Source organism: Bradyrhizobium sp. (assembly GCF_035935975.1).
GTDB lineage: Bacteria > Pseudomonadota > Alphaproteobacteria > Rhizobiales > Xanthobacteraceae > Bradyrhizobium.
Genome location: NZ_DASYWN010000030.1, coordinates 1 through 25,600, shown reverse-complemented (window position 1 = coordinate 25,600; position 25,600 = coordinate 1). Strand labels below are relative to the sequence as shown.

22 protein-coding genes are annotated in these 25,600 nt (G+C 64.7%); 10 read left to right on the top strand and 12 right to left on the bottom strand.

Going from position 1 to position 25,600, the window contains the following annotated elements; translation table 11 throughout:
* Positions 1-137: 137 nt before the first annotated feature.
* The 6 genes from VGR99_RS16045 to hpaR all read right to left on the bottom strand — a co-directional run bounded on the left by VGR99_RS16045 (position 138) and on the right by hpaR (position 6,733).
* Positions 138-914 (bottom strand): HpcH/HpaI aldolase family protein, encoded by a 777-nt coding sequence (locus VGR99_RS16045; RefSeq protein ID WP_186467493.1) that lies wholly within the window; start codon positions 912-914, stop codon positions 138-140.
* Between the two features lie 252 nt (positions 915-1,166).
* Entirely contained in the window at positions 1,167-1,895 is a 729-nt protein-coding gene (locus tag VGR99_RS16040) for an ABC transporter ATP-binding protein (RefSeq protein WP_326899778.1), read from the bottom strand.
* Positions 1,895-3,673, bottom strand: coding sequence for a branched-chain amino acid ABC transporter ATP-binding protein/permease (locus VGR99_RS16035; protein ID WP_326899551.1), 1,779 nt, complete (start codon positions 3,671-3,673; stop codon positions 1,895-1,897). Before VGR99_RS16035 ends, VGR99_RS16040 begins: the two co-directional genes overlap by 1 nt.
* Positions 3,670-4,542 carry a branched-chain amino acid ABC transporter permease gene (locus VGR99_RS16030; protein ID WP_326899550.1) on the bottom strand — a complete coding sequence of 291 codons (873 nt, stop codon included), beginning with the start codon at positions 4,540-4,542 and terminating at the stop codon, positions 3,670-3,672. Before VGR99_RS16030 ends, VGR99_RS16035 begins: the two co-directional genes overlap by 4 nt.
* A gap of 233 nt (positions 4,543-4,775) precedes the next feature.
* A complete protein-coding gene (locus VGR99_RS16025) occupies positions 4,776-5,921 on the bottom strand; it encodes an ABC transporter substrate-binding protein (RefSeq protein ID WP_326899549.1) in 1,146 nt (381 codons plus the stop codon).
* A 293-nt stretch (positions 5,922-6,214) separates the two neighbouring features.
* Positions 6,215-6,733 (bottom strand): homoprotocatechuate degradation operon regulator HpaR, encoded by a 519-nt coding sequence (gene hpaR, locus VGR99_RS16020; protein ID WP_326899548.1) that lies wholly within the window; start codon positions 6,731-6,733, stop codon positions 6,215-6,217.
* Positions 6,734-6,844: 111 nt separating this feature from the next.
* Here hpaR and hpaH point away from each other — a divergent pair, with 111 nt between their 5' ends.
* From hpaH to VGR99_RS15990, 6 genes are all read left to right on the top strand, one after another.
* Positions 6,845-7,651: a 2-oxo-hept-4-ene-1,7-dioate hydratase gene (gene hpaH / locus VGR99_RS16015; RefSeq protein ID WP_326899547.1), complete on the top strand. Its 807-nt coding sequence runs from the start codon at positions 6,845-6,847 to the stop codon at positions 7,649-7,651.
* A gap of 29 nt (positions 7,652-7,680) precedes the next feature.
* Positions 7,681-8,079, top strand: a complete 399-nt coding sequence (locus VGR99_RS16010; protein WP_326899546.1) for a 5-carboxymethyl-2-hydroxymuconate Delta-isomerase — start codon at positions 7,681-7,683, stop codon at positions 8,077-8,079.
* Positions 8,072-9,610: a 5-carboxymethyl-2-hydroxymuconate semialdehyde dehydrogenase gene (hpaE, locus tag VGR99_RS16005; RefSeq protein WP_326899545.1), complete on the top strand. Its 1,539-nt coding sequence runs from the start codon at positions 8,072-8,074 to the stop codon at positions 9,608-9,610. The genes VGR99_RS16010 and hpaE overlap by 8 nt, the downstream gene beginning before the upstream one ends.
* A gap of 133 nt (positions 9,611-9,743) precedes the next feature.
* Entirely contained in the window at positions 9,744-10,727 is a 984-nt protein-coding gene (hpaD, locus tag VGR99_RS16000) for a 3,4-dihydroxyphenylacetate 2,3-dioxygenase (protein ID WP_326899544.1), read from the top strand.
* A complete protein-coding gene (locus VGR99_RS15995; RefSeq protein ID WP_326899543.1) occupies positions 10,727-11,596 on the top strand; it encodes a fumarylacetoacetate hydrolase family protein in 870 nt (289 codons plus the stop codon). The genes hpaD and VGR99_RS15995 overlap by 1 nt, the downstream gene beginning before the upstream one ends.
* Before the next feature lie 25 nt (positions 11,597-11,621).
* Positions 11,622-13,247 (top strand): thiamine pyrophosphate-dependent enzyme, encoded by a 1,626-nt coding sequence (locus tag VGR99_RS15990; RefSeq protein ID WP_326899542.1) that lies wholly within the window; start codon positions 11,622-11,624, stop codon positions 13,245-13,247.
* Between the two features lie 168 nt (positions 13,248-13,415).
* On the opposite strand, the gene alkB is transcribed toward VGR99_RS15990, so the two are convergent.
* The 5 genes from alkB to VGR99_RS15965 form a co-directional block, all read right to left on the bottom strand.
* Complete coding sequence (gene alkB / locus VGR99_RS15985; protein WP_326899541.1) at positions 13,416-14,069, bottom strand: DNA oxidative demethylase AlkB; 654 nt, start codon at positions 14,067-14,069, stop codon at positions 13,416-13,418.
* A 9-nt stretch (positions 14,070-14,078) separates the two neighbouring features.
* Positions 14,079-14,825, bottom strand: a complete 747-nt coding sequence (locus VGR99_RS15980; RefSeq protein WP_326899540.1) for a 2OG-Fe(II) oxygenase — start codon at positions 14,823-14,825, stop codon at positions 14,079-14,081.
* Positions 14,826-14,929: 104 nt separating this feature from the next.
* Positions 14,930-15,694 carry a hypothetical protein gene (locus VGR99_RS15975; RefSeq protein ID WP_326899539.1) on the bottom strand — a complete coding sequence of 255 codons (765 nt, stop codon included), beginning with the start codon at positions 15,692-15,694 and terminating at the stop codon, positions 14,930-14,932.
* A gap of 213 nt (positions 15,695-15,907) precedes the next feature.
* Positions 15,908-16,594, bottom strand: coding sequence for a DUF2848 domain-containing protein (locus tag VGR99_RS15970; protein WP_326899538.1), 687 nt, complete (start codon positions 16,592-16,594; stop codon positions 15,908-15,910).
* Positions 16,587-17,936: an amidase gene (locus VGR99_RS15965; RefSeq protein ID WP_326899537.1), complete on the bottom strand. Its 1,350-nt coding sequence runs from the start codon at positions 17,934-17,936 to the stop codon at positions 16,587-16,589. The genes VGR99_RS15970 and VGR99_RS15965 overlap by 8 nt, the downstream gene beginning before the upstream one ends.
* Before the next feature lie 176 nt (positions 17,937-18,112).
* On the opposite strand from VGR99_RS15965, the gene VGR99_RS15960 reads away from it, so the two are divergent.
* The 4 genes from VGR99_RS15960 (at position 18,113) to VGR99_RS15945 (ending at position 21,831) form a co-directional block, all read left to right on the top strand.
* Positions 18,113-18,526: a Zn-ribbon domain-containing OB-fold protein gene (locus VGR99_RS15960; protein ID WP_027558650.1), complete on the top strand. Its 414-nt coding sequence runs from the start codon at positions 18,113-18,115 to the stop codon at positions 18,524-18,526.
* Positions 18,527-18,529: 3 nt separating this feature from the next.
* Entirely contained in the window at positions 18,530-19,669 is a 1,140-nt protein-coding gene (locus tag VGR99_RS15955) for a thiolase C-terminal domain-containing protein (RefSeq protein ID WP_326899536.1), read from the top strand.
* 5 nt (positions 19,670-19,674) lie between these two features.
* A complete protein-coding gene (locus VGR99_RS15950; protein WP_326899534.1) occupies positions 19,675-20,589 on the top strand; it encodes an SDR family oxidoreductase in 915 nt (304 codons plus the stop codon).
* 129 nt (positions 20,590-20,718) lie between these two features.
* Positions 20,719-21,831: an SMP-30/gluconolactonase/LRE family protein gene (locus tag VGR99_RS15945; RefSeq protein ID WP_326899533.1), complete on the top strand. Its 1,113-nt coding sequence runs from the start codon at positions 20,719-20,721 to the stop codon at positions 21,829-21,831.
* Positions 21,832-21,893: 62 nt separating this feature from the next.
* Here the strand turns inward: VGR99_RS15945 and ppc are convergent, their stop codons facing one another.
* Entirely contained in the window at positions 21,894-24,686 is a 2,793-nt protein-coding gene (ppc, locus tag VGR99_RS15940; RefSeq protein ID WP_326899532.1) for a phosphoenolpyruvate carboxylase, read from the bottom strand.
* Between the last annotated feature and the right edge of the window lie 914 nt (positions 24,687-25,600).

The following is a 25,600-nucleotide window of genomic DNA, read 5'->3' as shown; positions in this document are numbered from 1 at the left end:
CGGACGCTGCGCAGCGCGAAAGCGGTGCGCTGCAGATCCGGGGCCCAGTTGTCAGTTCATGTGCTGCGCTAGTATCTGGGTCCCGGCTCTGCGGAGCGGCACTGCGTGCCGCACCGCGTCCGGGACACGGAGAGAGATCAGGCCTTGCCGCCGGAATCCTTGCGGGTCGCGTTGACCTGCATCTTGGCGTAGGTGGCCATCAGGCCGACCTCGTTCGAGAGCGTCACCAGCTTGAAGCCCATGTTGATGGCGCGCGCTGCGCCTTCGGCGCCGCTGCAATGGATGCCCGGGTTGAGGCCGCGCTTGCCGCATTCCTTGATGATCTTCTCGTAGATCGCGAGGATCTCGGGCTCGCTACGGTCGAGCTTCGGCTCGAGGCCGTAGGAGAAGCCGAGGTCGGACGGGCCGATATAGACGCCGTCGATGCCCTCGACGTCGAGGATCGCTTCCATGTTCTCGACCGCGGTCTTGGTCTCCATCATCGGCAGCAGGATGATGTCGTCGTTGGCGGTCTTCTGATAGGAGCCCGCGGTGCCGTACATGCCGGCGCGGATCGGGCCGTTGGAGCGCACGCCCTTCGGCGGATATTTGGAATAGGAAACGAGGTTCTTGGCTTCCTGCGGCGTGTTGACCATCGGGCAGATCACGCCATAGGCGCCGCCGTCGAGCACCTTGCCGATGATGCCGGGCTCGTTCCAGGGCACGCGGACCATCGGTGTGACCGGGTGCTTGTCCATCGCCTGGAAGCACTGCACCATCGACAGATAATCCTGCACGCCGTGCTGCATGTCGACGGTGACGCTGTCGAAGCCGCATTGCGCGACCATTTCGGCCGAGAAGCCGGAGGGTATAGCCAGCCACGCGTTGACCACGGCCTTGCCCGACTTCCAGATTTCCTTGACCTTGTTCGCCACGTTGCCTTCCTTCTTCGTTGTTTGAGCCTTCGTCACCATGACGAGCGCCGCGACAGCACGACCTCGCTGTTACCGCGAACCGGCGCGCCGCGCTACGCTCGCAATGACGCAAGACCTATGCGCTGGTCCACTGGATGCTGCCTCGCGGGTGGCGACAGTATCGCCGCCCGGGTTCGTCCGGCAAGGGGATGCCTCGCAAGGCGTTCGGCCGGGGTTTTCCGCCCGGAATCGGCATCCCGACGACGGAACCGGTTACGCACTCGCCTTGGCATGGCCGCCGAGATAGGCGGCGCGGATCGCTTCATTGCCCCAGAGCTCGTCGGGCTTGCCGCCGAGCACGATGCGACCGGTCTCCAGCACAAAGCCGTAATCGGCGACCGAAAGGCCCATGCGCGCGTTCTGCTCGACGAGCAGCACCGTCGTGTTGCGGCGGATCTCGGAGATGATCTTGAACACGGCCTGCACGATGACGGGCGCAAGGCCAAGCGAGGGCTCGTCCAGCAGCAGCAGCCGCGGCTTGGCCATGAGACCGCGGGCGACCGCCACCATCTGCAACTGGCCGCCGGAGAGCGTCCAGCCGAGCGCATTGGTGAATTTGCGGATATCCGGGAACAGGTCGAACATCGCGTCCGCCTCGCGCGAGATCTCCGAGGTCGACGCCTTTCGATTGGAGGCGCCGAGCATGATGTTCTCTTTCACCGTCAGGCCCGGGAAGACGCGGCGTCCCTCCGGCACGTGGCTGATGCCCATGCGGACGATGGCCTCGGGGCCAAGGCCCGCGATCGACTTGCCGTCGAACATGATGTCGCCGGAGGTCGGCTTGGCGAGGCCGGAGATGGCACGCAGGGTCGTGGACTTGCCGGCGCCGTTGGCGCCCAGCAGTGTCACCACCTGCCCCTGCTCCACGGCGCAGGTCACGCCACGCAGCGCTTCGATCTCGCCGTAGCGCACCACGAGATTGCGGATTTCGAGCAACGGCATCATTCGCTCCCGAGATAGGCGGAGACGACGTCGGGATGACGCAGCACGGCCATGGATTCGCCGTCCGCGATGCGGCGTCCGAAGTTGAGCACAGTGATGTGCTGGGCTGCTTCCGAGACCAGCGTCATGTCGTGATCGATGATCAGGATGGTGAGGCCCTGCGCGGCGATACGCTTGAGCAGCTCGTGCAGCTCCAGCTTCTCGGTCGAGTTGAGGCCTGCGGCGGGTTCGTCGAGCAGCAGCAGTGTCGGGTTCGAGGCCAGCGCCCGCGCGATCTCGATCAGGCGCTGATGGCCGTAGGAGAAGCTCGAGATCAGCTCGTTGGCGCGGCTGCCGAGGCCGACGAAGGTGAGCGCCTCCATCGCGCGCTCGGTCAGGGCGTCGTCGCCCTTCCCGACCATGGTGTTGCCGGGCCGCTCCGCGCCGATCTCGACGTTCTCGAGCGCCGTCATCGAACGGAACAGGCGGATGTTCTGGAACGTGCGGCCGAGGCCCGAAGCCGTACGCTGATGCGGCGGCATGTGGGTGATGTCGGTGCCATCGAGCACGATCTTGCCGGCGGTGGCCTCATAGAGACCCGAGAGCACGTTGAGCGTCGTGGTCTTGCCCGAGCCGTTCGGCCCGATCAGCGCATGCACGCCGCCGCGCTTCACCGCGATATCGACGCCGTCGACGGCCTTGAGACCACCGAAATGTTTCGACAGGCCGGTAACCTCGAGCACCGTGTCGCCGCCGACGGTCGCCGGCTTCAACTGCAGCGCAGCTGCAGCGGGCGGCGCCTTGGTCTTGGCGCGCCAGCGCGTGAAGGCGTCGGCGACAAAGCCCCAGATGCCATCGGGCATGAAGCGGATGATCAGGATCACGAACAGGCCGTAGATGGCCAGGTACAGGCCCGGCACGCTCTTGAGGAAGCGCAGCCATTCCGGGATCAGGATCAGCAGACCCGTGCCGATCGCAGATCCGATCGGCGAAGCCACGCCGCCGAGCAGCGACATGGTCAGGAACACGATCGATTCCGCGAAGGAGAATTGATCGGGGCTGACATAGGCGAAGCCGCCGGCGAACAGTCCGCCCGCGAGACCGCCAAGCAGCGCGCACAGCGCGAAGGCGTAGATCTTGGTGCGGAAGACGTCGATGCCGTTGACGCCGGCCGCGAGCTCGTTGTCGCGCACCGCACGCATGGCGCGGCCGAGTTTCGTGTCGGAGAGATGCCAGACGAGGTAACCGACGATCGCGAGCATCGCGACGCAGAAGGCGAGATAGCTCTGCGACGACTGGAACAGCTCGGGACGCTTGATGTTGGGAACGCCGTCGGGACCGTGCGTCAGCCAGATCGCGTTGATCATCACCAGCGTCACGATCTGCTGGAACGAGATCGTCACCATCGCAAGATAATGGCCGCCGAGCCGCAGGGTCGACATGCCGAGGAAGGCGCCCGCGACCAGCGAGATCAGGCAGCCACCGACGAGGCAGAGCCAGAAGCTGACATGCAGGTCCGTCGTGCCGATGCCGACCGCGTAGGCGCCGAGCCCGAAGAACGCGGCCTGCGCCAGGTTGATCTGGCCGCACAGGCCGAGCACGACCGAGAGGCCGAACACGGCGATCGAGAACGTCGTGGCCTGCAGCAGGATGTTGTGGACGTATCCGTCGAAGCGCATGGTCGCGGCGAGCGCAACCAGGATCGCGGCGCCGATGAAGTACGGCAAATGCCGGACCAGCAGCGGCTTCGAATGGATGGCGGATGCCGGAATCGGCATGTTGTCGCTGGGAGCGCTCATGCTTTTTCCGCCACGCGTTCGCCGAAGATGCCCTGCGGCCGGAAGATCAGGAAGGCGACCAGAACCAGGAAGGCAAAGCCGTCCTTGTAGGGCACCGAAATGTAGGCCGCGCCGAAGGTCTCGATCACGCCGAGCGCGAGCCCGCCGATGATGGCGCCGGCGACGTCGCCGAAGCCGCCGATGATGGTGGCCGCGAACGCCTTCAGCGCGATCGTCGAGCCCATCTGGATCGAGACGAACAGCACGGGCGCGACGAGAATGCCGGCCAGACCGCCGAGCACCGCCGAATAGATGAAGGTGATCATGATCATGGTGGACACGGAAATGCCGAGCAGCGAGGCCATCTCCTTGTCCTGCGAGGTCGCCTGCAGCTTCTTGCCGAGCAGCGTCTTCTCGAAGAACCAGAAATTGAAGATCACGAGGCAGATCGTGACGCCGATGATCAAGAGATACTGGCTGTCGAGATAAACCGGGCCGAGCTGGATGCCTGGTGTGTCGAACCAGCCCTGCAGCACCTGCGGCTGCGGGCCGTAGATCGCGAGCACGGAATTCGCCAGCAGGATCGAGGCGCCGATGGTGGCGATGATCACGGGCAGATAGGTGCGGTGGCGCAGCGGATAGTAGACGCCGAGATTGAAGACGACACCGAGCAGCGCCATGCCGAGCAGCGCGACGATGAAGGCCGCCCAATAGGGCAGACCCGCCTCGACCGCGACGACCATCAGATAGGCTGCGACCATGGAGAACTCGCCCTGGGCGAAGTTCACCACGTTGGTGGCACGGAAGATCAGCACGAAGCCGAGCGCGACGAGCGCGTAGACGGCGCCGATACCGATGCCGGTAAAGAGCAATTGGAGGGCGAGATCCATGACAAGCGTTCTGTTGGAGAAGCGAATATTCGGTGCCGGCGGGAGCGGAGTTGCTGTCGTGTTCACAGCATCTCGTAAGAGGCCACGCGGGAGGTGGTAGGGCTCTCTCCCGCTTGCGGAGGAGAGTTGGAGAGAGGGGTAAGCCACAAACACCGCGCGTGCGGCTTACCCCTCTCCCTAACCCTCCCCCGCAAGGGGGGAGGGAACCCATCCGTCCGTGCGTCCCTGCCCCGTCAGTCGTTGAACTCGATGTGCTTGTCGAAGGTGATGGTGCCCTTCTCGTTCTTCACGATGTTGTAGCCGTGGAGACCGTCGCCGTTCTGGTCGAAATTGTACTCGCCTTCGGCACCGGCGAACTTCCTGGTCGCCAGGATGGCTTCGCGGATCTTGGCGGGATCGGTCGAGCCGGCCTTGTTGATGGCCTGAGCCAGCACGTTGACCGCATCGAACGTCCAGGAGCTCTGGTTGTCGGGCGCGACCTTGACCGCATCACGGTAGATCTTGCCGAACGCCTTGGAGCCCTCGCTGGAATCTTCCGCGTAGTCGGCGACGCCGTAGGTGTTGTAGAGCGCGGGACCGGCGAGCTTCAGCGCGGTGATGTTGACGATCGAGGGCGAGCCGACCCACGGGATGTTGACGCCGAGCTGACGGAGCTGGCGGGCGAAGATGCCGAGATCGTTCTCGAAGGTGAAGTAGGAACCGAGGATGTCGGCGCCCGACTGCTTGATCGCGAGCACGACCGGGGTGAAATCCTGGCTCTGGTTGGCGTAGCCCTGATCGAGCACGGGCGGTGCGCCCAGCTTGGTCAGCGCTTCCGTCAGCGCCTTGCCGCCGGCGGTGCCGAACGCATCGGTCGAGTGCAGCACGGCCCATTTCTTCTTGGCCAGCGTGTTGACGCCGTATTCGGCGATGACGCGGCCGGAATAGCTGTCATTGGGACGGCAGCGGAACAGCCACTGATTGCCCATGTGGGTGAGGTTTGGATCGGTGCCGCCGATCATCACGGGCTTGCCGAGCTTGATCACGTCGGGCGCCATCGCGTGCACCTGGGTCGAACGGATCGAGCCGAGGAACCCGACGATGTCGGACTGCGCGGCGAGTTTCGAGAACGCGAGCACGATGCCGGGATTGGTGGTCTGGTCGTCCTCGACGATCAGCTCGCCCTGCTTTCCCAGAATACCGCCGGCTTTGTTCACGGCTTCGAGCGCGAGCTTGGCGCCCTTGATGGCGTAGCCGCCGGATTCAGCGGCGGGGCCCGTGACGGGCGCGCACATGCCGATCTTGATGGTGGCGCCTTGCGCATGCGCGCTCTTGATGAGGTAGGGCGCGGCAATGCCGGCAGCAATTCCGGCAGCGAAGTCGCGTCTCGTCAGTCTCATTCATTCCTCCCTGGGGCCGGGCATCCTTGTCGGCCCTTCTTTGTTTGGCTTTGTTACTGAATACAGAGCCGGATGCTACTTACGGATTCTCCCGGCGTGAGTAAATTGATATTGAGATGTCATCGACTAAGTGCGGAGAACGCGCGCCTGATTGTGTGTAACACCTGCGGCGACGATCTATTCTCGGCTATTTCCAGAGGGCTTTTCGCGCATTTCGCGTCGCGCGCGCTGCTCACGCGTTAAGCAATGACGACAGTCATGCGTAGCAGGAACATCATCATGCAAATTTGCCGTTACGTTTCATCCGCGACGTCGTCGCTCGCGTCGGTGGAAGCAAGGCACAACTCCAACTGCCCGAGCATCTCCTGCAACTCGGCGAGCTTGCGCGCGCCGAAGCGCTGCGTGATCTCGGCATAGATTGCTTCGGAGGACGGCGCGACCAGCGCCATCAGCTTCACGCCCTCCTTCGAGATCGAGACCATGCTGCGGCGCTGGTCGGTCTTCGCGGTCTTGCGCTCGATCAGATTGCGCGCCTCGAGATCGCGCAGGATCCGCGACAGGCTCGGCCCGAGCAGAAACGCGGTGCGCGCGAGTTCCGTCACTTCCGCCGCCTCGATCGAGGCGAGCGCGCGCAGGATGCGCCATTGCTGCTCGGTCAGGCCGTGCTCGCGCAGATTGGGACGAAACTGCCGCATCACGGCTTCGCGTGCCCGCAAGAGCGACATCGGCAGCGAGCGCGAGAAGTCGCGCATCGGCACGTGTCGCGCGGCAGGCGCGTTTCCGTTGGCGGGATCGGCCGGTCTCTTCGTCATGACGCCCCTTCAGACCGCAAAACGTTTGCAGTGCAGCAAGCCAATTTCCGTTTGACGCATTCACTTAACATGTTAAGTATTTCCCGGCACCACGATTTTGGTAGACCACCAATGGCGCTTTCCAACGACGATATCCAAGCTTGCGCGAGGCGTCTGCACCAGGCGGAGAAGACCCGCGTGCAGATCCGGCAGCTCTCGCAGGATTTCCCCGACATCACCATCGCCGATGCGTATGCGATTCAGAAGGCGTGGGTCGACGTCAAGATCGCCGAGGGGCGCGCCGTCAAGGGCCACAAGATCGGCCTGACCTCGAAGGCGATGCAGAGCGCGCTCAATATCGACGAGCCGGATTCCGGCGTGCTGCTCGACGACATGTTCTTCGCCGATGGCGGCCTCGTCCCGACCGAGCGCTTCATCGCCACGCGCGTCGAAGCCGAGCTCGCCTTCGTGATGAGCAAGCGCTTGTCGGGGCCGGACTGCACGATGTTCGACGTGCTCAACGCCACCGACTTCGTGGTGCCGGCGCTGGAGATTCTGGACACGCGCATCGAGCGCGTCGATCCCAGGACCAAGGCGACGCGCAAAATCTTCGACACCATCGCCGACAATGCGGCGAATGCCGGCATCGTGCTCGGCGGACGTCCGATCCGTCCGCTCGATTCGGATCTGCGCTGGATCGGTGCGCTGTGTTTCAGGAACGGCCAGTTGGAAGAGACCGGCCTTGCCGCCGGCGTGCTCAATCATCCCGCGACGGCTGTCGCCTGGCTTGCGAACAAGATCGCGCCGCTCGGCCTTGCGCTGGAGCCCGGACAGGTCGTGCTCGCGGGGTCCTTCATCCGTCCGATCGAGACCCGCAAGGGCGACACAATTCAGGCCGATTATGGCGCCTACGGCTCGGTCAGCTGCTACTTCGCCTGAACGATAAAAATACAGGGAGTGAAACCGCGATGCCGCATTTCACGATCGAATATTCGGCCAATCTCGACAGCCGTCTCGACATCAGCGCGGTCTGCGAAGTCGTGCGCAGGGCGGCGGTCGAGACCGGCATCTTCCCGCTCGGCGGCATCCGCGTCCGCGCCGTCAGGTGCGAGCATTATGCGATTGCGGATGCGCGAAACGACTACGGCTTCCTCGACATGGTGCTGCGCATCGGCGAGGGCCGCGATCTTCCCACCCGCCAGAAAGCCGGCGAGCACGTCTTCCAGGTGCTGTCAAAACATCTCGACCCCGTCTTCGCCGCCAGCAAGTTCGCCCTGTCGTTCGACATGCAGATCAACGACAAGGACACCAGCTGGAAGCGCAACAACATCCACGACGCACTGAAAGTGGAGGCCGCAAATGGATAAGCCCACGCCCAAAGCCGATGTGTTCCAGGCCAACCGCGACCGCGCCGCGCCGCTGCTGAAGAAGCTCCGCGCCGACGGCATCGGACACATGATCGACGGCAAGACCGTCGCCTCGATCTCCGGCGAGACCTTCGAGACGAAGTCGCCGGTTGATGGCGCAGTGCTTGCGACCGTTGCGCGCGGCAACGCCGAAGATATCGACGCGGCAGCCACTGCGGCCTCCCTCGCCTTCAAGTCCTGGCGCGACATGGGGCCTGCGATGCGGCGCAAGCTGCTGCATCGCGTTGCGGACGCGATCGAGGACAATGCCGACGACATCGCGGTGCTCGAATGCATCGACACCGGACAGGCCTATCGCTTCATGGCCAAGGCCGCGATCCGCGCCGCCGAGAACTTCCGCTTCTTCGCCGACAAATGCGCCGAGGCACGCGACGGCCTCAACACGCCGAGCGACGAGCACTGGAATATCTCGACGCGCGTGCCGATCGGCCCGGTCGGCGTGATCACGCCGTGGAACACGCCGTTCATGCTCTCGACCTGGAAGATCGCCCCTGCTCTCGCGGCCGGCTGCACGGTCGTACACAAGCCGGCCGAATGGTCGCCGGTGACGGCCGCCATCCTGGCGCGGCTGGTCAAGGAGGCCGGAGTGCCGGACGGTGTGCTCAACACCGTGCACGGCTTTGGCGAGGAGGCCGGCAAGGCGCTGACCGAGCATCCTGCCATCAAGGCGATCGGCTTCGTCGGCGAGAGCGCGACGGGCTCGGCGATCATGGTTCAGGGCGCGCCGACGCTGAAGCGCGTGCATTTCGAGCTCGGCGGCAAGAACCCGGTGATCGTGTTCGACGATGCCGATCTCGACCGCGCGCTCGATGCCGTCGTGTTCATGATCTACTCGCTCAACGGCGAGCGCTGCACCTCGTCGAGCCGCCTGCTGATCCAGCAGAACATCGCGGACAAGTTCATCGAGAAGCTGACCGCGCGCGTGAAGGCGCTGAAAGTCGGCCATCCCCTCGATCCCGCCACCGAGATCGGACCGCTGATCCACGAACGCCACCTCGCAAAGGTCTGCTCCTATTTCGACGTCGCGCGCCAGGACGGCGCTACGATCGCGGTCGGCGGCAAGGCCTATGACGGCCCCGGCGGCGGGCATTATGTCGAGCCGACACTGGTAACAGGCGCGAGCGGCAAGATGCGCGTCGCGCAGGAAGAAGTGTTCGGCCCCTTCCTCACCGTGCTGCCGTTCAAGGACGAGGCGGACGCGATCGCGATCGCCAACGACATCCGCTATGGGCTGACCGGATATGTCTGGACCAACGACGTCGGCCGCGCGCTGCGCGTTGCCGATGCGCTGGAGGCCGGCATGATCTGGCTCAATTCGGAAAACGTGCGCCATCTGCCGACGCCGTTCGGCGGCATGAAAGCCTCCGGCATCGGCCGCGACGGCGGCGACTACTCGTTCGACTTCTACATGGAAACCAAGCACGTCTCGCTGGCGCGGGGCACGCACAAGATTCAGAAACTGGGAATTTAGAACCGCCGTCGTTCCGGGGCGATGGGAAGCATCGAACTATGGTGCGCAATTGCGCACCTGAGAACCTCGAGATTCCGGGTTCGGTCCTGCCGGACCGCCCCGGAATGACGGGACCTAAAGAGGGAAAACGCCAATGCCCGTACCGCAACACGTCTTCGAACCGCCGTTCAACATCATCCGCTCCAGCCACGTCGTGCTCGACGTGACCGATCTGAAGCTGAGCCGCGAGTTCTACGAGACCACCGTCGGCCTGCATGTCGAGGATGCCGACGACAATGTCGTGTACTTGCGCGCCGCCGAGGAGCACCAGCATCACTCGCTGGTGCTGCGGAAAGCCGCAGCGCCCGCCTGCGCCCGTCTGGGCTTCAAGGTCGGCAACGACAGGGATCTCGACAAGGCGGCCGCCTTCCTCTCCGAGAACGGCCTCAGCTACGCCTTCGTCGATCAGCCCTTCCAGGGCCGCACGCTGCAATTCACCGATCCCTTCGGTTTCCAGATCGAGCTTTATGCGTCGATGGAGCGCCGGCCGCATCTGCTCCGCCGTTACGATCTCTACAGGGGATGCCACCCGCAGCGGCTCGACCATTTCAACGTCTTCGCCGCCGAGGTGCAGGACACCGTCGAGTTCTACGCACGGCTCGGCTTCCGCCTCACCGAATATGCCGAGGAGGATGGACCGAACGGGCGCATCGCCGCCGCCTGGATGCATCGCAAGGGCAACGTCCACGATTTCGCGATCACCAACGGCAAGGGCCCGCGCCTGCACCATTTCGCCTACTGGACGCCGACGGCGATGAACATCATTCATCTCTGCGACGTCATGGCCTCGCAAGGCTTCGTGAAGAACATCGAGCGCGGCCCGGGACGTCACGGCATCTCGAATGCGTTCTTCCTCTATGTGCGCGACCCCGATGGTCACCGGCTCGAGCTCTACACCAGCGACTATTTTACCGGGGATCACGACCACGAGCCGCTGCGCTGGTCGCTGCGCGATCCGCGGCGCCAGACCTTGTGGGGCGCGCCCGCGCCGCGCTCCTGGTTCGAGCAGGGCTCGCCCTTCACGGGCCAAGCCGTGCGCGAGCCGAAATTCGTCGCCGACGTGCTGGTGGCTGACTGATGAAGCTCCCTCACCTCGCCACCTATTCCATCAAGGGTGATATCCGCTACGGCGCCGTCCTGGAGGGCGGCATCGTCGATCTCTCCCCGCGCCATGCCAAGGACTATCCGACGCTGCGCGAGGTGATCGCGGCCGGAAAGCTCGCAAGCCTGGCCGAAGAAGCCGCCGGCCGTTCGCCGGATCACGCGCGCTCGGATATCACCTGGCTGCCGCCGATGCCCGCGCCGGAGAAGATCATCTGCATCGGCGTCAACTATCCCGACCGCAATGCCGAGTACAAGGACGGCCAGGACGCACCGAAATATCCGAGCATGTTCATGCGGTCGCCGCGCTCCTTTGTCGGCCACGATACGCCGCTGGTGCGTCCGCGCGCCTCTGCGCAACTCGACTATGAGGGCGAGATCGTGCTGGTGATCGGCAAGCCCGGCCGGCACATCGCGGAAAGCGCTGCGCTCGACCACATCGCAGCGCTCACGCTCTGCAACGAGGGCTCGGTGCGCGACTGGCTGCGCCACGCCAAGTTCAACGTGACGCAAGGCAAGAACTTTGATTCCAGCGGCAGCCTCGGGCCCTGGCTCGTGCCCTACACGAAGGAATCGCAGATCGCGGATATCCGTCTTACCACCCATGTGAACGGCGAGCTCAGGCAGGACGATCGTACCAGCCGGCTGATGTTTCCGTTCCGCTATCTCATCAGCTATATCTCGACCTTCGCAACGCTCGTCCCCGGCGACATCATCGTCACGGGCACGCCGACCGGCGCCGGCGCACGGTTCGATCCGCCGCGCTACCTGAAGCCCGGCGACGTCATCGAGGTCGCGGCGGAAGGCATCGGAGCCCTGCGCAACGGTGTCGTCGACGAAGCCTGAAGAACAATGGAACTGGAATAGTGCAATGACCACCCTCACCGGCGGCGAAGCGATCGTAAGCGGGCTAGTCGCCCATGGCGTCGACACCGTGTTCGGCCTGCCCGGCGCGCAGGTCTACGGCCTGTTCGATGCCTTCCACCAGGCCCAGCTCAAGGTGATCGGCGCGCGGCACGAGCAGGCCTGCGGCTACATGGCGTTCGGCTATGCGCGCGCGAGCGGCAGGCCCGGCGTGTTCAGCGTGGTGCCCGGCCCCGGCGTGCTCAACGCCAGCGCGGCGCTGCTCACGGCCTATGGCTGCAACGAACCGGTGCTGTGCGTGACAGGCCAGGTGCCGACGCAATTTCTCGGCAAGGGCCGCGGCCATCTGCATGAGATGCCGGACCAGCTCGCGACCCTGCGCACCTATGTGAAGTGGGCGGACCGCATCGAGCATCCCGGCAATGCGCCGACCACCGTGGCGCGCGCCTTCCAGGAGATGACGTCGGGACGGCGCGGCCCCGCCTCGGTCGAAATGCCCTGGGACATCTTTACGCAGCGCGCGGACACCCGCGCAGCACAGGTGCTGGAGCCGCTGCCCGCGCCGCTGCCCGACCCCGACATGATCAAGCAGGCGGCCGCGCTGATCAAGAACAGCAAGGCGCCGATGATCTTCGTCGGCAGCGGCGCGATCGAGGCGCGCGAGGAGATCCTCGCGCTCGCCGAGATGATCGACGCGCCCGTCGTCGCCTTCCGCAGCGGCCGCGGCATCGTCTCCAATGCGCATGAGCTCGGCCTCACCATGGCCGCCGCCTACAAGCTGTGGCCGAAGACGGACCTGATGATCGGCATCGGCTCGCGGCTGGAGCTGCCGACGATGTCGCGCTGGCCGTATCGGCCGGACGGGTTGAAGAGCATCCGCATCGACATCGATCCGGTCGAGATGCGGCGCTTCATCTCCGACACCGCCATTGTCGCCGACGCCAGAACCGCAACCGCCGATCTTGCCGCCGCCGTCAGCAAGGCCGGCTACAGCAAGACCGCCGGCCGCCGCGCCGCCATCCGCGACGCGACTGCGACGGCTCAGCAGGAGATCCAGCGCATCCAGCCGCAGATGGCGTATCTCAACATCCTGCGCGAGGTGCTGCCGGCGAATGCGATCGTCACCGACGAATTGTCGCAGTTTGGCTTCGCCTCCTGGTACGGCTTCCCGGTCTATGAGCCGCGCACCTTCATCACGTCAGGCTATCAGGGCACGCTCGGCTCCGGCTTCCCGACCGCGCTTGGCGCCAAGGTCGCCAATCCCGACAAGCCGGTGGTGGCGATCACCGGCGACGGCGGCTTCATGTTCGGCGTGCAGGAGCTTGCCACCGCCGTGCAGTTCAACATCGGCGTGGTGACGCTGGTGTTCAACAACAACGCCTATGGCAATGTCCGCCGCGACCAGCGCGAACGTTTCGACGGCCGCGTGGTGGCGTCCGATCTCGTCAATCCCGATTTCGTCAAGCTCGCGGAGTCTTTTGGCGTGGCAGCGGCGCGCGTGACTGCGCCGGACCAGTTCAAGGCGGCGATGGAGAAGGCGCTTAGCCATGGCGGGCCGTATCTGATCTCGGTCGAGGTGACCAGGGATTCGGAAGTCAGCCCCTGGGCGTTCATTCACCCGCCGAAGCCGTAATCGAAGCACCGTTGTTCCGGGACTCTTCCCTTCTCCCCTTGCGGGAGAAGGTGCCTTCCCAAAGGGAAGGCGGATGAGGGGTCTCCATCCGCGGAGACAGACCCCTCATCCGTCTCGCTGCCGCTGCGCGTCAGCGATCCACCTTCTCCCACAAGGGGAGAAGGAAGATCAGCGGGTCCGGCGGAAGGTCAGATTGATCCGCCTCCGCCCCAGCAGCGCATGCTCGCCTTCGGCAAGCGGCGCGATGCCGTGATAGGCGAGCCGCGACGGCCCGCCCCACACGACGACGTCGCCATGGACGAGCCGGAAGCGCCGCGGCTTGTCGCTACGCGCCAGGCCGCCGAACAGGAAGGTCGCGGGCAGGCCGAGCGAGACCGAGACGATCGGCGCCGAATAATCCAGCTCGTCCTTGTCCTGATGCAGCGTCAGCCGCGTGCCGGGCTCGTAGCGGTTGACGAGGCAGGCATCGGGCGCGAAGTTTTGAAAGCCGCCCTGCTCCGCCGCGCGGCGGGCGAGATCGCGGAGCACCGGCGGCATCGCCGGCCATGGCGCACCGGTTCGCGGATCGATCGGGTCATAGCGATAGCCGGTGTGATCGGTGATCCAGCCGCGCTCGCCGCAATTGGTCATGGCGACCGACATCAAATGGCCGCCGGGCGTGGTCATCCGCCGGAACGGCGACTGCGCCACGATGGCGCGCGCCGCTTCGATCAGCTCGCTCTCGATCGGCCTGACGAAACCACGCAGCAGCACGGCGCCGTCGGCGATCTCCTCGCGCGACGGCTGCGCCTCGGCAACGCTGTCGAACAGATCAGCCGTCAATCGCAACACTCATTTGGCATCGTGGAAGATCACACCCACCGTGTGGCGCTGGCCGGACCTGATACGGCTGACGCCATGGCGCAGATTAACGCGATAGGTGCCGCGTGTCCCCTGCACGGGGCGATGATGCACAGCGAAAGCAACGGCGTCGCCCTGCGCCAACGGCACCACTTCGGCGCGCGACTGCATACGCGGACGTTGTTCCGTCAGCACGAACTCACCGCCGGTGAAATCGCGCCCCGGCTCGGAGAGCAGGATCGCGACCTGGAGTGGGAACACGTGCTCGCCATAGAGATCCTGGTGCAGGCAGTTGTAGTCGCCGGCTTCATATTGCAGCAGCAGCGGCGTTGGCCGCGCCTGTCCGGCCTCGTGGCAGCGCTTGAGGAACGCCGCGTGCGCCGTGGGATAACGGATGTCGATCCCCATAGACTCGTTCCAGCGATTGGCGACACCTTGCAGGTGGGCGTAAAGCGCCGGGCGCAGCTGCGCGATCAGATCGGGCAGCGGATAGGAGAAATATTTGTACTCGCCGCGGCCAAAGCCGTGGCGGCCCATGACGATCCGGCTGCGGAAGTGCGAGTCGTCGGGATAGAGCGTGGAGACGGCGCGGCACTGGTCCGGCGTCAGCAGGCCCTTCAGGACGGCGCAGCCCTGGGCGTCGAGCTCGGCGGTGATTTGGGGCCAGTCGAGGGTGTCGACGTGGGTGGCGAGGTCCGCGGGCGACTGAGAGGGCGATTTGCGTGCTGTTGCTGTCATGGCCCCAGTTTCGCTCATAACGCGGTTCTGGGCCACCCGATTTCCGGGAAGTGGGTCAAACAGCACCAACGTGAGAGTGCTGCAAATCATAGAAAATTGCTCGCTCAGAGAGAGGCTCGTCGACGCGCCTCCCTAAGCAGGTCCGCAATTCTGGTTGCCTCTTTTTTTAGGACAACAAGATGTCCGTCCGCGGCTGATCTCGCCAACTCGGCATCGGGCAAGACAGTGATCTGCTTGCAGGCTGCCACTGCTTCGGCACTCAGGAAGACCTCATCCGGCCTGGGCATCTCGGCAATTCGGTTGAACTCCTTCTGCGCTTTTCCGAATTTTTCATCCAAAGCCTTCAGAGCGTCGCGAATTTTGTTCCTCTGTTTTACATCGACAATTGAGTGAATCTGGTCGTTCGTCTTCAAGCTGCGGTTCGCGAGCCTTCTGATCTGTTTTTTATCACGCTCGAACTTGGCCTTCTCTGAGTTGAAGGACGCAATGCTGATGGTTTCAGTCTGGAATCGAAATCGTTCGCGCCGAACCGGCTGGTAGGCCGAAAAGCGAACTTCTCTCATGAATCTCTGATCTTGGGCGATAAGAGTCGACAGATTGCGCAGCGCCTTGAATGCAACCAGAGCCGACTGCCGGTCGGCAATATCTCGCTGAACCTCAACCTGCTTTTGAACGGCCCGCCAGGCAAGCACAGCTGCAATCAGCGTGACCATGGCCCCGCCAATCGAGCCGGCAAAGCCAAGCCAATCGGAAGCCCGGATAGATTCGCAAGCCAATACCAATGGAATGCCGACTGTCAGCAAGACGGAGAGCACCCCCGCCAGCGCAAGCGTGCCGATCGCCCCAAGCCCCTGGTCGAATTTCCCCATCGTACAACCATCCGTGCTGACGGTTTGTTGCCGAGGTGAATTCACACAAGAATAGTGAGAACCAAACTCACGGGAGCGACGCCCGTAATAGTCATTGTGGGCGTCGCTCGTTGTTCATCGACAGATGCGTTTCATTACGGGCGGCAAATGTATCCAAAGGTATCGTGCCTAGCGAGGACGGATCTCGCGGAGTGCATTCTCGAACTGCAACAGCTAGCCCCGCACCGGCAGCGTCGCCACGGCGTAGCCGTGCTTGATCGTACGCTTCAGCACGGGATCTTCCAGCTCGAAATCGAAGCGGTCCGCGGGGCGGATGCCGCCCTTGGCGGCGAAGGTGCCGCCGAACATGGCGCAGCCGTCGGGGAATTTGCCGCCGTCAAAGCCACGCGCGATGAGGTCGGCGACGGGCAGCATCGCGTCGAGCGTGCCCTCCTGGTAGAGCACGCGCTCGCCCTTGATCGTGGCGTAGGAGCGCAAAATCATCTTGTCCCAGTGGCCGATGACGTCCTCGAGCTCCCAAAGTGTCGAGGCGATCGGCTTGTCGCACATCTGCTTGGACACCGTGACGTTATAGGCCTCGACCTTGCGGTCGGTGTGGTCCGAGCCGCAGCCGACGAAGATGCGGCCCTGCCAGCCGATCAGAACGAACTCGACCTCGCCGGAGGAATCGCCACCGGTGCATTCGATGGCGTCTTCCTGCGTCAGCCGCCGCGCCGAGCCGCGGTAATAGATCGGCGTCGAGGCCGGCGGGGCGATGCCCATCTCCTGCAGCTCGGCGATGTGCTTGTCGCGCGCGACGGGATCGCGGCCGGTCCAGCCGGCGATGACCATCTGGTCGATCGCCAGCGTCAGCGGCGTGGTGGTGTCCTGGGCATCGACGGTGAAAGTCAGGTCAAACACGAATTACGGCCTCCATGCCGGCAGCAAGTTCAAAGATACGACGGTCGGATCCGCCCGCCCCTGCAAGCATCAGGCCGACGGGAATGTCGCCCTCGCGATGCGCGGGCAGCGAGATGGCGCAGCCGTCGATCATGTTGATCAGGGTGCAATTGCGCAGCGCGCGCAGGTTTTGCGTGGTGAACGCCTTGTCGTCGGCGAGATCTGCGATCTTCGGCGGCGTGTTGGCGGTGGTCGGCAGCACCAGGGCGTCATAGGGCGCGATGCGCGCATTGACGCGGGCGATCAGCGAGCGGCGCTCGTTGAGCAGATCGATGTAGTCGGCCGCGCTCTGCGCCTCGCCGCGCATGATACGGACGGACACGCGGGGATCATAGACGTCGCCCTTCGACGTGATGAGATAGCGGTGCCAGGCGTAGCTCTCGGAGGCCGCAAAGCCGCCCTTGGCGTTCATCGGGCCGATGTCGTGGAATTCGGCCATCTCGATGCGCTCGATGATGGCGCCGTGATCGGCCAACGCTTTCAGCGCACGCTCGAACGTCTCAGCCACGGGGGCGTCGAGATCGTCGAGCGCGATCGTGGTCGGCACCGCCAGCCGCATGCCCTTCACCGGGCGCGGCTTCAGCGGAACGACCGGCTCGTTCGCGAGCACAGCGTCGAGAATGGCACAGCAACTGACCGATCGCGCCAGCGGCCCGATGCTGTCGAGCGAAAACGACAGCGGCACCGAGCCATCCAGCGGAACGCGCCTCTGCGTCGGCTTGTAGCCGACGATGCCGTTATAGGCGGCGGGAATGCGGCAGGAGCCGCCGGTGTCGGTGCCGAGCGCGCCATGCGCCATGCCGTCGAGCACGGAGACCGCGGCGCCCGAGGACGAGCCGCCGGGCACGTGACCCTCGGCCCGGTTCCAGGCGCCCTTCGGCGTGCCGTAATGCGGATTGATGCCGATGCCGGAATAGGCGAACTCGGTCATGTTGGTGCGGCCGATCACGACGAAGCCGGCCTTGCGCAGCCGCGCCACGGTGGCAGCGTCCTGCTCCGCCGGCGGAGAATCGTCGAGCGCGCGGGAGCCGGCGCGCGTCACCTGGCCCTTGATGTCGAACAGATCCTTGATCGAGACCGGGATACCGGCATAGCGCGACGGCGCGGCCTTGGCCTTGCGCAAACCGTCCATCGCATCGGCAGCCGCGAGGGCTGCGTCCTTGTCGACATGGATGAAGGCGCGCTGGCCCTCGCCGGCGGGATCGGCGATCTTGGCGATGCACGCCTCGACCAGTGTTCGGGAGGTGGTGCGGCCGCTTTCGAGGTCGTCGGCGAGCTTCGCCAGTGTCGGAAAATCGGGCATGTCTGTCTCACGGAATATTTGCGCGCGCAATCTATAGCGCCGCCTCAGTTCGACACAAGCATTGTGCGCATGATGGCATGCATGCTCCCGGCTGGACCGTTGACGCGCCATAGTCGATTGTCGCATCAAGATCGAAACAGACGGGCGGAAGCCTGTCTTCTGGGAGGTTTTCCGAGATGGCCGAACCGCAGCGCGCGCGACCGAAACCGACGCCGGAGACCCAGCATTTCTGGGACGGCACGAAGGCGGGCGAACTGCGCCTGCAGCGCTGCGATGCCTGCGCGCATGTCTATTTCCCGCCGCGCCCGTTCTGCCCCTCCTGCGCCTCGCGCAAGGTCAGCATCTTCAAGGCGAGTGGCAAGGGCTTCCTCTACAGCTACGTGATCAACCACCGCCCCGCCGCGCCCGGCTTCACGCCGCCTTACGCGATCGCGGTGGTGGAGCTCGACGAGGGCCCGCGGATGATGAGCAACATCATCGACTGCCCGCAGACGCCTGAGGCACTCGAGCTCGACATGAAGCTCGAGGTCGCGTTCCAGGAGCTGGACGACAAGATCACCCTCCCCGTCTTCCGTCCGGCGAAGGGGTAAGTCATGCGCAAGAACCAGGTTGCCGTCGTCGGCGCGGCCGAGACCACCGAGCTCGGTGTCGTCCCCAACATGTCGCAGCTCCAGCTTCACGCGGATGCGGCGCTCAATGCCATTGCCGATGCCGGGCTGAAGCTGTCCGATATCGACGGCTTCGCCACCGCGGTCGAAACGCCGCAGCAGGTCTGTCACTATCTCGGCATCAAGCCGACCTGGGTGGACGGCACCTCGGTTGGCGGCTGCTCGTTCATGCTGCACGTCCGCCACGCGGCGGCGGCGATCGAGGCCGGCCTGTGCAAGACCGTGCTGATCACGCACGCCGAGAGCGGCAAGTCGATGATCGGCAAGCTGCCGCGCTCGACGCCGGCGGACAGCCTCAACGGCCAGTTCGAGGCGCCCTACGGCGTCTACGGCCCGCCCAGCATGTTCCCGATCCCCGTGCTGCGCTTCATGAAGACCTACGGCATCACGCATGAGCAGCTCGCCTCGGTCGCGGTCGTGCAGCGCGAATGGGCGGCGAAGAATCCGCGGGCGATGATGAAGGACCCGATCACGGTTGCCGACGTGCTCAACTCGCGCATGATCGCCTATCCGTTCCGCCTGCTGCAGTGCTGCCTCGTCACCGACGGCGGCGGCGCGCTGATCCTGACCTCGGCCGACCGCGCCAAGGATTTTCCGCGCAGGCCCGTCTACATCATGGGCACCGGCGAGAGCGTCGAGACGCCGATGGTCAGCCAGATGGAGACCTTCAACTCCTCGCGCGCGTTCAAGACGGCGGGGCCGCTGGCGTTTAGGGAAGCCGGTATCGCGCACAAGGACGTCGATCATCTCATGATCTACGACGCCTTCGCGCATCTGCCGCTGTTCGGCCTCGGCGATCTCGGCTTCATGCCGCACGAGGAGACCGGCAAGTTCATCGCCGACGGCAACACGCGGCCCGGGGCTAAGCTGCCGCTCAACACCAATGGCGGCGGATTGAGCTACATGCACTCCGGCATGTACGGCATGTACGCGCTCCAGGAGAGCGTGCGCCAGATGCGCGGCATCGCGCCGGCGCAGGTGCCGAACGCGAAGATTTCGGTGTGCCACGGCGTCGGCGGCATGTTCGGCGCCAGTGGCACGATCGTGTTCACGAACGAGAGGTAATCGACATGAGCAAATCACTGCAAGACAAGGTCATCATCGTCACCGGCGCAGGCCGTGGCATCGGGCGCGAGATCGCGCTGCTCTGCGCGGCGGAAGGCGCCAAGGTCGTCGTCAACGATCCCGGCGGGGCCGCCGACGGCGCTGGCACCAGTGCCACGCCTGCCGAGGAGGTGGTCGAGGAGATCAAGAAGCGCGGCGGCATCGCTGTCCCGAACTTCGAGTCGGTCGCCGAAGCCGTTCCCGCCAGCAAGATCGTGAAAACCGCGACCGATCATTTCGGCCGGCTCGACGGCGTCGTCAACAATGCCGGCATCCTGCGCGACATGATCTTCCACAAGATGAGCGTGGAAGCGTTCGAGGCCGTCATCAAGGTCCATCTGATGGGCTCGTTCTACGTCAGCCACGCCGCCGCGCGCATCTTCCGCGAGCAGGAGTCGGGCTCCTTCGTGCACTTCACCTCGACCTCGGGCCTGATCGGCAATTTCGGCCAGGCCAACTACGCCGCGGCCAAGCTCGGCATCATCGGGCTGTCGAAGTCGATCGCGCTCGACATGGGCCGCTTCAACGTCCGCTCGAACTGCGTCTCGCCGTTCGCCTGGACCCGCATGATCGGCACCATCCCGACCGAGACCGAGGCCGAGAAGGCGCGCGTCGAGAAGATCAAGCAGATGGGCCCGGAGAAGATCGCGCCGATCTGCGCTTACCTGCTCTCCGATGCCGCCAAGGACGTCAGCGGCCAGATCTTCGGCGCGCGCATGAACGAGCTGTTCCTGTTCAGCCAGAACCGTCCGCTGCGTTCGGTGCACCGGAGCGAGGGCTGGACGCCGCAATCGATCGCGGAACACGGCATGCCGGCCCTGAAGGGCTCGTTCTACAAGCTTGACCGCTCCGCCGACATCTTCCCTTGGGATCCGGTGTAAGGATCCCGTCTAGCCATATTTTTGGCATCCCTGCGCTGCGATCTCTGGTTGTCTTGTCCAGAGATCGCCCTGCTTTAAGCCTGATTGCGGGCGAATGGTGTCCTCCCAACACAATCTTGGGAGGAAACCATGACAAGAATACTGACCAACACCGACGACACGACGACAAACGGCGGCCTCGGCCGCCGCACGCTTCTCAAGGGCGCGGCAACCGTCGCCGCATCCGCCCTGCTCGCCTCAAGGGCCGACGCGCGTGAGTTCGGCGCCAATGCCGAGCCGCAGCGCTATCCCGACCCCGACATCGTCGTCATCGACCCCAAGCGCTTCAAGGCCAAGGTCGGCAACACCGCGATCAAGCGGCTCTACACCGGCTGCCTGTGGGCGGAGGGGCCGGCGTGGAATGCGCAGGGACAATATCTCGTCTGGAGCGACATCCCCGCCAACCGGCAGCTGCGCTATCTCGACGACGACGGCCACATCTCCGAGCAGTTCCACAAGCCGTCGAACGAGGCCAACGGCAATTCGTTCGACACCGAGGGGCGCCAGATCAGCGCCGAGCGCACCCGCCTCGTCCGCTACGAGCACGACGGCTCGGTGACGACGCTCGCCGAACAGGCGGGCGGCAAGCCGCTCAACGGGCCGAACGACATGGTCGTGCATCCCAACGACAAGGCGATCTGGTTCACCGATCCCGGCTACGGCGCGATCAGCATCTACGAGGGCAAGCTCGCCAATACCGGCTCACTGCAGCCCTTCCAGAAGGAAGCGGTGTATCGCCTCGACACGCAGACCGGACAAGTCGCGAAGGTCGCGGACGAGCCGTTCAAGCCGAACGGCATCGCGTTCTCGCACGACTACAAGAAGCTCTATGTCTGCGACACCGGCATCACGCATTATCCGCAGGCCGAGAACGTGGTGTGGTCCTACGACATCGACGGCCCGAAGCTGTCGAACCCGAAGAAGCTGATCGACATGAAGCTCGACGGCAAGTCGGGCTTCCCCGACGGACTGCGCGTCGACACCGAAGGCAACATCTGGGTCGGCGCCGGCTGGGTCGGTCCGGGCTATGACGGCGTGCAGGTGTTTTCGGGGGCCGACGGCGCGCGGATCGGGCAGATCCTGCTGCCGGAGACCTGCGCAAATGTCTGCTTCGGCGGCCGGAAGCGCAACCGCCTGTTCATGACCGCGAGCCAGTCGCTGTACTCGGTCTATGTGGAGACGCAGGGCGCGCATTTCTGCTGAGAGGCCAATAGTGAGTGGCGAGTGAAATCCATTCGCCACTCGCCATTTCGCTACTCGCCCTCTCAACCCGTATTCCGCAACCCCGCCGAGATGCCGTTGATGGTGAGCTGAATCCCGCGCAGCACCTGCTCGTCCGGGTTCTGCGCGCGATGCTCTTTCAAGAGCTCGACCTGCACGTGGTTGAGCGGATCGAGATAGGGGAAGCGGTGGCGCACCGAGCGCTCCAGCAGCGGGTTGCCCTGCAGCAGCCGATCCTGGCCCATGATGTCCAGCAGCGTCTCGATGCAGGAATGCCATTCGCGGCGGATGCGGCCGAAGATTTTTTCGCGCAGTGCTTCGTCGGGCACCAGCTCGGCATAGCGCGAGGCGATCGCGATCGAGCTTTTCGCCAGCACCATGTCCATGTTCGACAGCAGCATGCGGAAGAACGGCCATTCCTTGTAGAGCTCTTTCAGGAACGGCATGCCCTTGTCGGGATGCTCGGCGATCCACTGCTCGACGGCGCTGCCGAAACCGTACCAGCCCGGCAGCATCAGGCGGCATTGCGCCCATGAGAACACCCAGGGGATGGCGCGCAGGTCCTCGATGGCGCGGGTCTTCTTGCGCGAGGCCGGACGGCTGCCGATGTTCAGCGTCGCGATCTCGTTGATGACGGTGGAGCCCCAGAAATAGTCGACGAAGCCGTCGGTCTCGTAGACCAGGCCGCGATACGCCTTGAAAGCGAGGTTCGACAGCTCGTCCATCGTGGTCAGGTATTCGCGGCGCGGCGCGCTCTGGCGCGGCTGCAACAGGCTCGCATCCAGCGTCGCCGCCGCCAGGATCTCCAGATTGTTGCGGCCGACTTCCGCGTTGGAATATTTCGACGAGATGATCTCGCCCTGCTCGGTGATGCGGATCTGGCCGCTCACCGCGCCGCCGGGTTGCGCGATGATGGCGTCATAGCTCGGACCGCCGCCGCGGCCGACCGAGCCGCCGCGGCCGTGGAACAGGCGCAGCCGCACATGGTGGCGCTCGAACACCTCGACGAGACCGATCTCGGCCTTGTAGAGCTCCCAGCCCGAGGTGACGAAGCCGCCATCCTTGTTCGAGTCGGAATAGCCGAGCATGACCTCCTGCACGCTGCCGCGGCTGTCGACGAGGCGGCGGTAATCGTGCAGCGACAGCATCCGGTCCATGATGCCGGAAGATGCCTGCAGATCCTCGATGGTCTCGAACAGCGGCACAATGTTGATCGCACTGCGCCCGGAGGGATGGACCAGGCCGACCTCCTTCAACAGCACCGCGACCTCGAGCATGTCCGACATGCCCTTGCACATCGAGATGATGCATTGGGGAATGGCGTCCGAGCCGAACTTCGCATGCGCTTCCGCCGCGGCATGGAAGACGTTGAGCTCGCCCATGGTCTCGTCGCTGTATTTGACGAAGGGCGACACCAGCGCGCGCGTCGAGCGCAGCTCGTTGGTGAGCAGCGAGATGCGCGCGTCCTCGCCGAGCGCGAGATAGGACATGCCGGGATTGGCGGCGTCCATCAGCTCGGCGATGGTGCGCTCGTGCACGGCCGAATTCTGCCGGATGTCGAGCCGCGCCAGATGGAAGCCGAAGCAGTCCACCGCGCGCCGCAACAGCCGCAGCCGGCCGCGCGCGATGACGCGGGCATTGTTGGAGATCAGCGAGCGATGCAGCACGTCGAGATCGGCCTGCAGCTCCTTCACGCTCTCGTAAGGAACGCCCCTGCCGACCGGCCGACGGGTGATCTCGACCTCGAGCTTTTCCGCCGTCGCCGTCAGGCGCGCATAGATACCGGAGACCGCAAGCCGATAAGGCTCGCCACTCCGGTGCGGCGAGGTATCCGGCGAACGCTCCGCGAGCGAGCGCAGCTCTTCGGAGACGTCGGCGAGATGCGCCGCGATCGACAGCTCGGAGCCGAGCACGTGCAGCTCTTCCAGATAGAACTGCATCACCCGGCTCGACTGCAGCCGCAGCGTGCCGCGCATGACGTCGGCGGTGACGAAGGGATTGCCGTCGCGGTCGCCGCCGATCCAGCTTCCCATCCGCAGGAACGAGGCGAGCTCGGACGCCGCGGCCTCGCCGCCCTCCTCCAGCCGGTCTTCCAGCACGTTGACCAGCCGCGGCACCTCGCGCAGGAACGTATAGTCGTAAAAGGACAAGCCGTTGGCGACCTCGTCGAGCACGGTGAGCTTGGTGCGGCGGAGCAGATTGGTCTGCCACAGCGTCAGCACCTCGCGGCGGAGCTGCTCGTCGCTGGCGGCGGCCTCATCCGAGGTCAGCGCGACGCGCTCGCGGCGGTCGAGCAGGCCTGCGACCTCCATCTCGCGGTCCATGGTGCTCTTGCGGCGGACCTCGGTCGGGTGCGCGGTCAGGACCGGGCTGACCAGCGCGGTCTTGAAGAAGCTGCGCAACGCGTCGGCGCCGATCCCCGCAGCCTTGGCGTGGGCGAGCGTCTCCGCCAGCACGCCGGCGCCGTTGGCGGCGCTGCGGGCGCGCATCTGGCGGATGTTGTTCTGATCCTCGGCGATGTTGGCGAGGTGGGAGAAATAGCTGAAGGCACGGACGATCCGCACCGTCTCCGACGTCGACATGCTGTCGAGGATCTGCTCGAGTTCGCGGCGGGCGAGCCGATCCTCGTCGCGGTGGAACCGGATCGAGGTCTGGCGGATGCGCTCGACCAGGTCGAACACATCGGCGCCCTCCTGGTCGCGTACCGTGTCGCCCAAAATGCGTCCGAGCAGGCGGATGTCGTCGCGCAGCCGCGCATCCGCTTCCAGCGCCTGAATATCCTCAGGACGGTTAGGGCGCTGATCAGCCGCGTCGGATGGTACGGTCTGGAGGGACATTGGCTCGCTCCCCTTGTAGAGCTCTCTATGGCTCCCCGGCCGACTGAGTGTGCAAGTTTTTTGCCGCAGCGCAAGATGAAGTTGGGGGCGGCGCGGCAAACATCGCCGGTCACGGGCGGGACGACGTCTTGCCGATCGGTGCGGACACGTCTTTTCGATCTCGCGGCGCGAGCGCCCGAGCTTTGCTCTCCCTTTCACCCTCATCGAGACGAGAGGGCGCAGGGAAGGCCGGGCGCCGGCTGGCACCCAGGGTCCGCACGCGAGAGACGCACGCGGGGTGACCACAGGTGATGCCGGGACATCCCGGCCTTCCCTGCGCAATGGTTTTACGGCTTATGGCGCGCTCTCCCCGGGGAGCGATGCACTATTGCCCCCGTCGCCTCGCGGATGATCGGTGCGCGCCCGGTCGGGCCGCTGCACCACCGCAAGCCTTGACGCACAGACCCCGGGCGCCAGGACCACACGCTTTTGCCGTCCGCGGACGTTCCTCCCGAGACATTCGGACGCTCGCGCGTGCTCGCCCCCGACGCCGAAAGGAAACGCTGTGACAGCGCCGTGTCGATCGCGCGGATGATGATGGCTCACGGGGTTCGCCCGCCCTGCCACCCCGTCACGCGCCGGCGCTGCCGCGTCCATCGCATCCCGGCCTACGTATCGTGACGATCGCGAAACGTCCCTTTGGCGGGCCGGGATGTTTTGCGGTTTAACCGAAGACTGGAATTCGGTCAATCAGAATATTTCGCGCCGAATCTCTTGACCTTCATGTCGCGTGGTTTGCCCGACGAGGCTGAGCAAGAATTGGTTTGTTGGCTGTCCTAGGCCGTAGCGAACCGGGCGATTGCGATCTGGGGCTGGAATATTCGCCAAGAGGTCGATAGAGCAACCTTTATGCCCTGCAGGAGGGTTACGAAGGT